Source organism: Candidatus Magnetaquicoccus inordinatus (assembly GCF_004217665.1).
Classification (GTDB): Bacteria; Pseudomonadota; Magnetococcia; order Magnetococcales; family Magnetaquicoccaceae; genus Magnetaquicoccus; species Magnetaquicoccus inordinatus.
Genome location: NZ_RXIU01000010.1, coordinates 26,457 through 38,780 on the forward strand (window position 1 = coordinate 26,457; position 12,324 = coordinate 38,780).

At 53.5% G+C, this 12,324-nt stretch carries 10 protein-coding genes; 9 read left to right on the plus strand and 1 reads right to left on the minus strand.

All coding sequences use genetic code 11. The features are described 5' to 3' along the window. Positions 1-187 precede the first annotated feature (187 nt). Genes gatC through EJP87_RS01960 form a run of 4 tightly spaced genes read left to right on the plus strand, consistent with a single transcriptional unit; the run spans position 188 to position 6,181 of the window. Positions 188-475 (plus strand): Asp-tRNA(Asn)/Glu-tRNA(Gln) amidotransferase subunit GatC, encoded by a 288-nt coding sequence (gene gatC, locus EJP87_RS01945; RefSeq protein ID WP_193771061.1) that lies wholly within the window; start codon positions 188-190, stop codon positions 473-475. A gap of 13 nt (positions 476-488) precedes the next feature. After that, on the plus strand, positions 489-1,961 hold the full coding sequence (gene gatA, locus EJP87_RS01950) for an Asp-tRNA(Asn)/Glu-tRNA(Gln) amidotransferase subunit GatA (protein WP_130470179.1): 1,473 nt from the start codon (positions 489-491) through the stop codon (positions 1,959-1,961). Next, positions 1,958-3,460, plus strand: a complete 1,503-nt coding sequence (gene gatB / locus EJP87_RS01955; RefSeq protein ID WP_130470180.1) for an Asp-tRNA(Asn)/Glu-tRNA(Gln) amidotransferase subunit GatB — start codon at positions 1,958-1,960, stop codon at positions 3,458-3,460. The genes gatA and gatB overlap by 4 nt, the downstream gene beginning before the upstream one ends. Before the next feature lie 45 nt (positions 3,461-3,505). Then, the gene (locus EJP87_RS01960; protein WP_130470181.1) at positions 3,506-6,181 is read left to right on the plus strand and encodes an AsmA family protein; all 2,676 of its coding nucleotides are present in this window, start codon (positions 3,506-3,508) and stop codon (positions 6,179-6,181) included. Between the two features lie 50 nt (positions 6,182-6,231). Here EJP87_RS01960 and EJP87_RS01965 read toward each other — a convergent pair whose 3' ends face one another. Continuing rightward, complete coding sequence (locus EJP87_RS01965; protein ID WP_130470182.1) at positions 6,232-8,133, minus strand: penicillin-binding protein activator; 1,902 nt, start codon at positions 8,131-8,133, stop codon at positions 6,232-6,234. Between the two features lie 30 nt (positions 8,134-8,163). Between EJP87_RS01965 and rsmI the strand changes: the two genes are divergently transcribed. The 5 genes from rsmI to dksA all read left to right on the plus strand — a co-directional run bounded on the left by rsmI (position 8,164) and on the right by dksA (position 12,231). Continuing rightward, on the plus strand, positions 8,164-9,096 hold the full coding sequence (rsmI, locus tag EJP87_RS01970) for a 16S rRNA (cytidine(1402)-2'-O)-methyltransferase (protein WP_227657408.1): 933 nt from the start codon (positions 8,164-8,166) through the stop codon (positions 9,094-9,096). Continuing rightward, complete coding sequence (locus EJP87_RS01975; RefSeq protein WP_193771062.1) at positions 9,089-9,460, plus strand: YraN family protein; 372 nt, start codon at positions 9,089-9,091, stop codon at positions 9,458-9,460. The genes rsmI and EJP87_RS01975 overlap by 8 nt, the downstream gene beginning before the upstream one ends. A 34-nt stretch (positions 9,461-9,494) precedes the next feature. Next, positions 9,495-10,268 (plus strand): BON domain-containing protein, encoded by a 774-nt coding sequence (locus EJP87_RS01980; protein WP_193771063.1) that lies wholly within the window; start codon positions 9,495-9,497, stop codon positions 10,266-10,268. After that, on the plus strand, positions 10,225-11,655 hold the full coding sequence (locus EJP87_RS01985) for an FAD-binding oxidoreductase (RefSeq protein WP_130470186.1): 1,431 nt from the start codon (positions 10,225-10,227) through the stop codon (positions 11,653-11,655). Before EJP87_RS01980 ends, EJP87_RS01985 begins: the two co-directional genes overlap by 44 nt. Before the next feature lie 123 nt (positions 11,656-11,778). Continuing rightward, on the plus strand, positions 11,779-12,231 hold the full coding sequence (dksA, locus tag EJP87_RS01990) for an RNA polymerase-binding protein DksA (RefSeq protein ID WP_130470187.1): 453 nt from the start codon (positions 11,779-11,781) through the stop codon (positions 12,229-12,231). Positions 12,232-12,324 lie beyond the last annotated feature (93 nt).

Genomic DNA, 12,324 nt, shown 5'->3' on the forward strand with positions numbered 1-12,324 from the left:
GGTTCAATTGGCCTTGCAGTTAAGCAAAGCATTTTTTATACCAGACAATTTTTCTATTATTGCAAGAGAGAATAGCGGGGCCAATCGGCTTCTGTTTGCATCAGCCGTTGTCTTTTGTGCTGAAGGGGATTAATGTTTCTGAAATTTATAGCACCCAGTGACAGCCACCAGTGGGAAAAATCCGACCATGTCAATTGATGCCGCTACTGTCAAACATGTTGCCACTCTGGCACGCTTGCGGGTCACTCCAGAGGAGGTGGCTCAGTATGCCGAGCAACTCTCACGCATTTTGACCTTGATGGAGGCACTCGGTCGTCTGCCCACCGAGGATGTCGAGCCGATGTCGCATGCTGTGGCCATGGCAATTCCAGAACGAGAGGATGTGGTCTGTCATCTCAATCAACGTGAAGCTCTTTTGGCCTGTGCTCCCGAGAGCGAACATGGCCATTTTTGCGTTCCCAAAATGATCGAGTAGGAGAATCATTCCGGTGGATCTCGCCCGCATAACCTTAAAACAGGCGGCTGATCTGCTGCATCGGCGTGCCCTGTCGGCAGTAGAGTTGACGCAGTTTTTTCTGGAGCGCATCAACGCGCACAATCCAACATTGAATGCCTATATTACGGTCGATGCAGAAGGTGCCTTGGCTGATGCCCGGCAGGCGGATGCGTGTTTGGCAAGAGGGGAGGCGACCCCTTTGACCGGAATCCCTCTGGCGGTCAAAGATCTTTTTTGTACCAAGGGTTTGCGCACGACCTGTGCGTCGCGCATGCTGGCGGATTTTATTCCTCCTTATGAATCGACAGTGACCCGTCGTTTGCGTGAGGCTGGCATGGTGGTGTTGGGCAAAACCAACATGGATGAATTTGCCATGGGTTCTTCCAACGAGACCTCCTATTTTGGTCCGGTAAAAAATCCCTGGGATCACAGCCGCATACCAGGAGGCTCTTCGGGGGGGTCGGCGGCGGCCGTTGCAGCGGGTTTATGTGTGGCCGCTTTGGGTACAGATACGGGTGGATCGATTCGCCAACCGGCAGCGCTCAGCGGCATAACCGGTTTGAAGCCAACCTATGGGCGGGTTTCCCGTTATGGCATGATTGCCTTTGCCTCGTCGTTGGATCAGGCAGGACCGATGACCCGCAGCGTAGAGGATGCAGCACTGTTGTTGCAGGGTATGGCTGGGCATGATCCTTTGGATTCAACCTCCATTGACCAAGCGGTGGAGGAGTATGTGGAGCAGTTGTCTGGGGGGGTGAGCGCCCAGGAGCGGATGCGTGGCTTGCGTATCGGTATCCCCAAGGAATATTTTACCGATGGTCTCTCAGAGAGCGTGCATAAGGCGTTGCAAGAGGCCATAGAGAGATTTCAGGAGCTTGGTGCCCAGTGTCAATCGGTCTCTCTGCCCACGACCGCTTATGCCATTCCCACCTATTATATCATCGCTCCGGCAGAAGCCTCATCCAATCTTGCTCGTTATGATGGGATTCGTTTTGGCTATCGCTGCGAGCAGCCGGAAGATTTGCTGGATATGTTTGCGCGCAGTCGTTCCGAAGGTTTTGGTGCTGAGGTCAAGCGGAGAATCATGTTAGGCACCTATGTGCTCTCTTCAGGATATTATGATGCCTACTATCGCCAGGCGCAGAAGGTACGCCGTTTGATTGCCGATGATTTTCACAACGCTTTTACCCAGGTTGATCTGCTGCTGACACCAACTGCACCGGAAACGGCTTTTCGGATAGGCGAAAAGAAGGAGGATCCGGTCAAAATGTATTTGTCCGATATTTTTACCATCAACGTCAATCTGGCGGGTTTGCCTGCGCTCTCTCTGCCTTGTGGCTTTGATGCCCAGAATCTGCCGATCGGTATGCAGTTGATCGGTCGCCCACTCCAAGAGAGCAGTTTGTTGCGCGTTGGCCACAGCTTTCAACAGGTTACGGATTGGCATCAGCGGAGTCCGCTATGAATCATAAAAAGATAGCGTTGCGTTCAGGAACAGAGCAGGCCCTTGCAACAGGTTATGAGACGGTAATCGGCCTGGAAGTGCATGCCCAGATGTTGACACAATCCAAAATCTTTTGTGGCTGTCCCACCCGTTTTGGTGCTGATGCCAATACGCAGATTTGTCCTGTGTGTGCCGCTTTTCCTGGTGTCTTGCCGGTGCTGAATCGCGAGGCGGTGCAGATGGCCATCAAAACCGGTTTGGCGATTCATGGGCAAATTCGTTTGTTGAGTGAGTTTTCACGCAAAAACTATTTCTACCCGGATTTGCCTGCCGGCTATCAGATCAGTCAGTATGAGCTGCCGATTGTCGAGCAGGGGCATCTCATGATCGATTCCCCCGAACGGGGCGAGGGAATACGGATTGGTATTACCCGTATTCACATGGAGGTGGATGCTGGCAAGAGTCTGCATGAAGGGATTGTCGGCGGCTCCTGGGTCGATTTGAATCGTACTGGTACTCCTTTGATGGAAATTGTCTCCGAGCCGGATTTGCGTTCTTCGGCAGAGGCGGGAGAATATTTAAAAAAATTGCGGGCGATTGTGCGCTATCTTGGGGTTTGCGATGGCAATATGGAGGAGGGGTCATTTCGCTGTGATGCCAATGTCTCGGTGCGTTTGCGTGGTGCGAGTGCTTTTGGAACCCGCTGTGAGTTAAAAAATCTCAACTCGATTCGCAATGTGATGCGGGCGATTGATTATGAGGTGGAACGGCAAATTGAGCTGTTGGAAGAGGGCGGGAAGGTGATTCAGGAGACCCGTCTTTGGAATGCCGATCTGAACAGCAGTCGTCCCATGCGTGGCAAAGAGGATGCCCATGATTATCGCTATTTTCCCGAACCCGATTTGCCGCCATTGCGTTTGACGGCGGAGAGGGTGGCGGCAATAAGTGCCGTGTTGCCAGAGTTGCCGGATGCCAAGGCGCTGCGTTTTCAGGAGCAGTATCAGTTGTCCCACTATGATGCTGGAGTGTTGACCAGCAGTCGGGAGTTGGCAGATTTTTTTGAGGCTGTGGCAGCAGAGGCGGCAGCCTTGGGTCAGGCCAATGCCAAAATGGCTGCCAACTGGGTGACAGGAGAGTTGGCTGCACGTTTGAATCGGGATGGTGTGGAGATTCAACACTCCCCGGTGACACCGGGGCAGTTGGGAAAATTGGTGGCCATGATTCAGCAAGGGACTCTTTCGGGTAAACTGGCCAAAGAGGTGTTTGAGATTCTGTGTAATGAGGGTGGAGATCCCCAGCAGATTGCCGAACAACGGGGCATGCGTCAGGTCAGTGATGAAGGGGCAATTGATGCGGCAATCGAACAGGTTTTGGCCAACAATCCAGAGGATGTTGCCCAATATCGGGCCGGCAAGAGTAAGATTCTTGGCTTTTTGGTCGGACAGGTCATGAAGGCGACACAGGGCAAGGCCAATCCTGGTTTGGTGAATCAACGTTTGCTGGCCAAGTTGGCGGAATAGCCGTGTGTTACCTGCTGGTCTGTGCAAGGAAATGGTAAGGAGAAGATGTCAACCAGCGATCATACGCTGACTCACGATGGACAGGCGATACGCATTATCTATTTGATGGGGGTAATCGCGCTGCTTGTGGTCTGTTGTTTGGTGTTGCTGGGGCGGTTGGTGGTGGATGTGGAGAGATTGCATCCGCGAATTATCGCCGCTTTGGAAAAGGTGACCGGTCGCACCGTCTCGTCAGAGGGGATACATTTTTCGCCCACAGAAGGTTTTTTTGCTTTAGAGTTGCGCAACCTGCAGATTCATTCCCAAACAGACAGTGAACCTCCCCTGTTGATTGCCAAAAAGGTGCAGATTGGTCTGGCACCTTTTTCTTTTTTCTATCATGGCCTGGATGAAGAGGCCCCCGTAGAGATCTCCTCTTTGACCCTGTTTAGTCCCCAATTGCAAATTGTGCGTCAGGAAGAGGAGTGGCTGGTGCAGCAACTGCAGGAGATGCTGGTGCGCAGTGATGTGCAGATGAAACAGCATTTTGGCTGGGGGATGACCCAGTTGGCGGTCAATTCGATCAAGATCCAAAATGGCATTGTGAGCTTGTTAAACTGGGAACAGGCCAGTAGTCAGGCGATTATTGTCGATCGTATTTATGGGGAGATTCATGCTCTATCCGCAGAGAAAGCCTCCCCTGTCTCCTTTTCTGCGCGATTTCATGCCATTCCTTTTACCTTGACCGGTCAGGTCGGACCGATGCCGGAATCGTTGGATTTGACGGCTCTGCCGGTTTTGTTGAACCTGGAGGCCAAATCGACAGGATTGATGCAATTTATTGATTATTTTGTCAATTTTGTCAGCCTGTTTGCATCTCCCTTGCAAAAGTTTTCTTTGCCGGAACAATGGGAGATAGGTGGTGCCAGAGGCTATTTTTTTACTTTGTTCAATGGCAGTCTCAAGAAAGGGATTCAGACCCGCTCTCGTTTAGAGTTGGATAAATTGGTGCTGACGCACAAACGGGAATCGGGACGTGCCGAGGCGCAATCTCGTTTTGCGGGGGGAAATCATTTTCGTACCGAATGGGGAATGGGCAAGGAGCCTTTACCTGTTGATATTGCCTTTCGGCAAAAGTCGGTTATGAAATTGGCAGAGGATGAAAATCGGCCCTCTTTCTGGTTGGAGGAGGGATTTTTGTATGCTGATGGGCGACCCTTGTTGGATATAAAAGGGGTATGGCGAGGGGTAGGCAATGATGAAAACGAAGCCTCCTCTGTGCTGAACATGAAAGTGGCAACATTATCTGGTTTTGATTTGCGACGTTTTGCCGCTGTCTTGGAGCCTTATATATCTGGTGAGACCCCGCAAGGGGAGTTGCGTCTGGAAGGGGAGTGGCCGAATGCGCTGCATTGGAGTGGTCATCTGGATTTTACGCATACCGATCTCTCTTGGAAAGGAGGCAACCCTCTGCCCACACAGGCCACCCAGCAGCGCTCACAACGTCGTCAGGGGAGTGCCTGGTATTCTCTTTTCTCCTTGTCAGGAGTTGACAAAAGGGCGGGCGTGCCGTTGCTGATTGATTGGGAAATGGTGCACGAACGGGCAGAGGAGATGGAGGATATATGGACGATAAAAGAGTTGACCCTCAGTCGTCCGCCTGCAACCAGCGAACCCGCTGAGTCGCGTGTGCGTCTGTTTGGATCTTTGCAGCCGCAACTTGCCTTGGATGTTACGGGTGAATGGGAGCTGGCATCTCTCAGGGAATATTTGCATTTGGCGAGCAATTGGCAGATTGCCGGGAGGATGCAGATGGATCTGCAGCTTCGCGGTGATGGGGTGCGTGTCAACAATCGTGAGGAACGGGGCTGGTTACAGGATATATCCGGTCAGCTTCATGTGGATAGTGGCCAATTGGCAGGGATAACCGTGCAGGATCTTGCTCTGCGCCTCAAACTGGAGCAGGGTCTCTTGCGACTTTATGATATTGAGGCCAATGCCGGCATGGGGCGTGTGCAGGCACAGGCGTGGCTTGAAAGCGCTGGGTCTGAGCGTGCTGCAGAGAGTGAAGCAGCAGCTTATCATGCCATTTTTTCTTTTGCTGGTGTGGCCTTGGAAAAGCTGTCAGGGAGCAAACAAGGAGGATATGTGGGTTTGTCTCCCTTTGCCCACCAGGGCAGAAAAGGAGCAGGGGCAACCGCGACCTCCCGTCCTGTCGCCAGCAAAACGGCACCTTGGCGACCACTCATTGAGGGGATTGCTTTTGGTCATGGTGAGATATGGGGAGCATTGAACGAGCAATGGTTGGCGGTGGCTCCTTATTCAGGAAACCTGCAGTTGCAGGTTGAGTCTGGCCGTTGGTCAGGAATCAATGGGGATCTGCTTTTGCGCCCGCCTGGGGATCCGCAGCGCATTTTTTCTCTGGATAAAGGGGAAGTGCAGGAAGAAACCGGCCAGGAAAAGGGCATGACACGCGATGCCGCCCCATTTGCCAAACCATTTTATTGGGATCGCTTGCATGCGGATATGCGCTGGGATCAGGAGCGGATATATTTTAATCCCGTGTTTGTGCAGGCTGGCGGGCTGCGCATTACCGGGAGTGGCGAGCGGCGAGCCAGTGGACAGCATGGGTTTGATTTGGTGATTTCGTCACCACTGCGGGAGGATACAGAGCCCTATCGGGCGCGTCTAGAAGGGGACCAACAACAGACTCTCTATCGTTTGGACAAGGCGATGCCTTGATGGGGTGTGGTCAAACCCAGAGGAGAGTTCTCCTCTGGGTTTGAGGGGTTTCAGGGTATGGCAAGTGCATCACGAACCGCTTGTTGTTGACGGATTTGTCCACCCTCAATTTGGAAAATAGAGTAGGGACGCCGACTCAAGCCATTCTCCAGAAAACGCAAGGTTCCGTTTGCACCACGAAATCCTCCGGGACGGGTGAGGGCAGAAGGGGTGATTTTTCCGCTTTGCATCGGTTGATCCTGCAGCAGTTGGGCGATCATGGCTACCCCATCATAAGCGAGGATTGCCAAGGCGCTGGGATCTTCTTCCCAGGTCTGGCGAAAGGATTGACGAAACTGTTCCTTTGCCTGGTTGTCAACATCGCAGAAAAGAGCCCCTTCCAGATATTCTCCCCCTTCGGCAAGCAGTTCTGGGCTGTTCCATAGAGAGGTTCCCAGAAGAGTGATCTTTTGATTGCCGGTACGAAATGCGGCGGCTTGTGGGGCAATCAGGCGTACCTGTTTGGCCGAAGCGGGCAGGAAGAGTGCATCATATTGGGTGCCCAAGGCTTTCAACCAGGGGGAAAAATCGTTGGCATCCTGGGCAAAATAGGCGGAACGCACGATGGCTCCTCCCAGGGCATGAGCTTCGTCGGTGAAGGTTTTGGCGACACCACGTCCATATTCCGATTCAGGAGCCAAAATGGCGATGCGAGTCAATTTTTTGTCCACAACCGCATGCTTGGCCATGATTTTGGCCTGTTGTTCCGGCTGGAAGGCATTGGAAAAGGCCCCTTTCGGCAGGGAGTCCCCTTCGCGTTGCGGATTTAAGGTAACAATCGGAATTTGCGCAGCGCTGGCCATCTCGATGGCTGGTTGCACGGTGGCATAGAAGACTGGGCCGATAATCACATCCACCTGTTGATTGAGCAGCTCCTGGATCCCTTTTTTACTGCTTTCTGCGGTTTCGCCACTGTCGGCAATTTGTAATTGGATGGGAGTGGTGGGATAATCGGCCAAGGCTTTTTTGGCAGCTCGGCGGAGATGTTCGCCCATGGAGGACCATTTGCCGCTCATGGGGAGCAATAAACCGACTTTGCGGGCTGGGGCTGCGGGCATGGTCGCACTGGTTGCGGCCGGTGCCGAGAGTGCTGGCTGGGTGATGGCGGTGGAAAGAGCCAATGCAGGTGCAGTCGCTGTCATGCTCTCTTCCGGTTTGCTGCTTGGACTATGCTCTGGAATGGGTGCCCGCAGTGCTGCAGCCAGAAGGGAGTTGGCTGGTTGCAGAGACAACAGATATTTGAGTCGCTCTCTGGGTTGCTGCGCCAGCATATCCTGCAAGATGCGATGTTGGCTGGCGGTCGGTTCAAATTCGGCGACAGCATGCAAAAAGTGGGGAGTATTATCGGCACTGGCCTGGAAAAGATAGGATTCCAGCAGGCGTTGCCACGCCTTGTCGGTATAGAAGGGGATGGCAGAAGGAAATTCTGTTCCGTTGGCAATAGCGGCCCACAGTTGCCATGCTTCCGGCAGTTTGGCTTGCGAATATAGATTTTCTGCTTCTTGCAGGGCACGCTCTTCCGGGCTGGCCGCTTTTGCGCTGGCAGTTGCAGCTCCTGGAGCGGGTTTGCCGGTTGCTGATGGGGTCACCTGTACCGGTTCAGGGGCAATTTGCACGGGTGGCAGAATGGGACGTGAAACAGTGGATCCAGGAGGCGGAGGGCTCTGTGTCATGTTGCGGATGGGAACCGTCCCTGGTGGTGGATTGGTGATCACCACTCTTCCGGAAGAGGGATCTGCTTGCTGGGTGACGGGAGCGAGCGGTTTTTGTCCGCCACATCCCCACAGCAGCGTGGAAAGAAGCAGCAGAGGCCACAACAGGCGGCGTTTGTTCGCTTGTGGCGCAGAATACAGAATGGCAGCAGAGGGCAAGCAGGCAACACCCTCTCTGTGTAGAGCGGTCTGATGGGTCATGGGATTATCGCGCAATGGAAGAATGGGAAAGTGACAACTGGTAAATTATACATCGTTCCTACCCCGATCGGCAACCTGGAAGATATGACTTTCCGCGCTCTCCGGGTGTTGCAGGAGGTAGAGTGCATTGTGGCGGAAGATACCAGACATACGGGGATTTTAGCGGCCCATTACGGGATCAAGCGTCCGATGCTCAGTTTTAACGACCATAATTCCTCCCGACGTTTGCCGGAACTGTTGGCGCGGCTGCAGCAAGGTGAGCGTTTGGCCTTGGTGACGGATGCGGGTACGCCGGGGATCAGTGATCCTGGCTTGCCGTTGCTGCAAGCGGTGATTGCCCAGGGAATCGCTTTGGAGGTGTTGCCAGGGGCGTCGGCAGTGGTCACCGCTCTGTCTGGTTCTGGATTTTCCCTGGCACGTTTTGTTTTTGAAGGTTTTTTGCCCAGAAAGGGGCGCCAGAGGCAGGAGCGTTTGGCGGCGTTGGTGGCAGAAGAGCGTACAGTAGTGATTTATGAATCACCGCTACGCATGGCACAGACCTTGACCGATTTGCAGGCGCTTGGTTGTGGTGAGCGTCCAGCCGTGGTGGCACGCGAGTTGACCAAACATTATGAAAGTTGGCATCGGGGTAGTGTCAGTGAATTGGCAGAGCTTTTTCACAGCAATCCCCATAAAGGGGAGATGGTGTTGGTGTTGCGTGGGCAAGAGGCGGCACTACCTTGTGAAGAGCAGGGCAGGGAGCTGTTGGGTCAGTTGCTGACGACCAATCTTGCTTTGGGACAAGCGGCGCGCCAGGCCGCACGGGTAAGTGGTGTTTCGCGCAATCGGCTCTATCAAATGGCATTGCAAAAGCGTCAAGCAGAACAGCATGCAGAGGAGGAAGAGGAGGGGTCGGCCCGTCTACAATCGCTACCGGAGAGCGGAGAAGATCCCTCTCTGGGCTCGGAGTCTGCAGATGGCTGAGGCGCGCCGTCTTTTGGGGAGCGAGGCGGAACAGGTTGCGGAACGATACTTGCATAAACATGGTTATTGTATTCTGGAGCGTAATGTGCGTTTCCGGCAGGGAGAGCTGGATTTGGTTGCCTTGCATGGCGAAACTTTGGTCTTTTGTGAAGTGAAAGCCAGTCACGGGACGAGCATGCTGGATCCTGCCGATAATCTGCATCGACGCAAACAAGATCGCCTGGTGCGTTTGGCTGCCGGCTATTTGCAAAAGCACCCGGAACATGCCGGGCGAGAGTGCCGTTTTGATGCAGTATTGGTGTGGAAGAGGGGGTTGTGGTGGAGTATAGAGGTGGTTGCCGATGCGTTTCGGCCAGGTTGGTAGTTTGGGGCTGCATATTAATGGGTAGGGGATGGCAATGAAACGAATCACATGTCGTCACTTGGTGACGCTGTTGGCGTTGACTGGTTTGCCGGGATGTGTACCGGTTGTGGTTGGTGGAGGGATGGCGGCGACGACCAGTATGGTTGGCGAGGATCGGGATATGGGCAGCCAGATGGAGGACTCCTGGTTGGCCATGAAGATCCGCAGTCGCTTTGTGCAAAGCGATGCAATACGGGTGGGCAATATTGGTGTTTCAGTATTGCATGGCAAGGTCTTGCTGACCGGGGCCGCCATGAATCAGGAAGAGGTGGAGGAGGCGATACGTATTGCCCGCGAGACCAGAGGGGTGGTTGAGGTTCGTTCTGAATTAAAAGTGCAATATGTAAGCCCGTCGGAATTGGCCAATGATGCGGTGATCACCAGCAAGGTCAAGTCGCAATTTATCTTGGATCAGGATGTGCACGGCTTGAATATTCATGTCAAAACCACCAAAGGGGTAGTCTATTTGGTGGGTGAGGCCAAGACGGTGCAAGAGAGAGATCGGGCGATTCATATTGCCCAGCAGGTGGCAGATGTGCGCGAAGTGGTCTCCTATCTGACGGTGGCCAATGCCGCAGCAGCAGGCAGCAGTAAAGGTGCCCCTGTCACTGTGCGTGATGGTGCTGCCACTCCGGCAGCAAGTCAGATGAGTGCTCCTGTGGAACCGGTCTCCTCCAGTCCACCGGTAAATGTGCAACCCTCTGTCCGTAGTTCTGGAACTGTGAATGAATCCATCTCTCCCATCGCCCCGCCCGGTTCCGGACGCTGAACATTTTGCCCGGTTGCTGGAGCGGTTGCGTCATGCTCTGTCGGCAGAGCAGGTTTTGCAGAGTGTGGCCGAGCGTGAAGTCTATGCCTGGGACAATACCGGCAGCCGTTTTCCACCGTGGGCTGTAGTACTGGCCGAGAGCAGTGCGGATGTGCAAGAGACTTTACGCTTATGCCATGAGGCGCAGGTGGCGGTGATTCCGCGTGGTGCAGGAACCGGCAATGTTGGCGGCGCCTTGGCGGTGCAGGGAGGGATTGTTCTTTCGTTGCAGCGGATGAATCGGATTGTCGAAGTGTCGCGGGAAGATCGTCTGGCGGTGGTGGAGCCAGGGGTGGTGCATGGCCAGTTGCAGGCGCAACTAAAAAATGAGGGGCTGTTTTGGCCCCCCGATCCCTCTTCCTCGCGCAGTTGTTCTCTTGGTGGCAACTTGGCCATGTGTGCGGCAGGGGCCAATGCGGTGCGCTATGGGGTCACCCGCGACTGGGTATTGGGTTTGCAGGCGGTTTTGATGGATGGTTCCCTGTTGACAACGGGGGGGCGCACGACCAAGGGTGTCGTAGGCTATGATCTGACCGGTTTGTTGATCGGTTCGGAAGGAACCTTGGCTGTGGTTACGCAAGCCACATTGAAGCTGGCCCCGTTGCCAGAGAGTCGGCGTCTGCTGCGCGTGCTCTTTGCTTCGGTGGAGGAGGCGACGCAAGCGGTCTGTCTGTTGATGGCCGAAGGAGAGGCACCAACTGCCATTGAATTTTTGGATGCGTCCGCCCTGGATCTGCTGCGGCGCAGTGGTGCGGTCCTCCTCCCGGAACAGGGCAAGGCCCTGTTGTTGATTGAACTCTCAGGCAGTGCGGCAGGGATGGAGAGTCAAGTGGCGGCAGTTTTAGCCCGTTTGCAACGTTTGTCTTGTCTGGAGCTGTTGCAGGCAGGGCCGGAGGAGGCAAGCACCATTTGGGCCGCCCGCTATGCTTTATCGCCCACACTGAAAAAATTGGCCCCTAAACGGATCAATGAAGATGTAGTGGTACCTGTTTCGCGTTTGCCTGAATTGTTGGCAGGGGTGGAAGAGTTATCCAAGGAGTATGCTATTCCGATAGTTAATTTTGGTCATGCCGGCAATGGCAATATTCATGTCAATCTCTTGGTTGATCCCGCCCATGCCGAGCAGATGGCAGTTGTGGAGCCTTTATTGGCCCGATTGTTTCGTCTTGTCTTGTCGCTGCAGGGCTCTCTGTCGGGTGAACATGGAGTAGGCATGCAAAAAAAGCCCTACGTTGCCTGGGAGTTGGATCCGCTCTCTTTGCGCATCCAGCAGCAATTGAAAGCACTTTTTGATCCGCTGGGGTTGTTGAATCCCGGTAAAATTTTTCCTGATTCTGTGCCACAGTGAGTCAAGGGTTTTTCTTTGTTATATTCATTAAGGGGTTGACAAGCTTCCATCTTTTTTGTAAAATACGATGTTTACATCTTATGCAGCGAAGGGTTGCGTAGGTGAGCATGAAAGGGGTGGAGCATGGAGAAAATTGCCGACATTGTGTTGCCTGAGGGGTATGTGCCCTCTGAGGATGAGGAGTACATGTCGCCCAAACAACGCGCCTTTTTCTATCGTCTGTTGGTGGAGTGGCGGCACCAATTAATGGAAGATGCCGATAAAACTTTGGCAGCTATGACCGAAGAAAAGGCGATATTTGCTGATCCAACCGATCGAGCTGCTTTGGAGACCGATCGTAATTTTGAACTGCGTACCCGTGACCGGGAAAGAAAGCTGATCGGCAAAATTGATCGTACTTTGGCTGTCATCGAAGCCAATGAATATGGCTTTTGTGAAGAGTGCGGTGTGGAGATCGGTTTGAAACGCCTGGAAGCGCGTCCCGTAACCGATTTGTGCATCAGTTGCAAAACCCGTGCAGAACGTCGGGAAAAAGTCAATATCTCCGAAGATGAGGAGATTATGGAGGAGTCCTGATTTTGCGTTTTACACCGGCAGTGCCTTTATGCAAAAAAACCCGATAGATCTTTATCGGGTTTTTTTATGGCTAAAATGGTCACGCTGTTATGG

Excerpts from the sequence above, each read along its gene's own strand:
- dksA (WP_130470187.1), top strand. The coding sequence starts at position 11,779 with ATGGAGAAAATTGCCGACATTGTGTTGCCTGAGGGGTATGTGCCCTCT.
- EJP87_RS01980 (WP_193771063.1), top strand. The coding sequence starts at position 9,495 with ATGAAACGAATCACATGTCGTCACTTGGTGACGCTGTTGGCGTTGACT.
- EJP87_RS01960 (WP_130470181.1), top strand. The coding sequence starts at position 3,506 with ATGTCAACCAGCGATCATACGCTGACTCACGATGGACAGGCGATACGC.
- EJP87_RS01985 (WP_130470186.1), top strand. The coding sequence starts at position 10,225 with ATGAATCCATCTCTCCCATCGCCCCGCCCGGTTCCGGACGCTGAACAT.
- EJP87_RS01975 (WP_193771062.1), top strand. The coding sequence starts at position 9,089 with ATGGCTGAGGCGCGCCGTCTTTTGGGGAGCGAGGCGGAACAGGTTGCG.
- gatB (WP_130470180.1), top strand. The coding sequence starts at position 1,958 with ATGAATCATAAAAAGATAGCGTTGCGTTCAGGAACAGAGCAGGCCCTT.
- EJP87_RS01965 (WP_130470182.1), bottom strand. The coding sequence starts at position 8,133 with ATGACCCATCAGACCGCTCTACACAGAGAGGGTGTTGCCTGCTTGCCC.
- gatC (WP_193771061.1), top strand. The coding sequence starts at position 188 with ATGTCAATTGATGCCGCTACTGTCAAACATGTTGCCACTCTGGCACGC.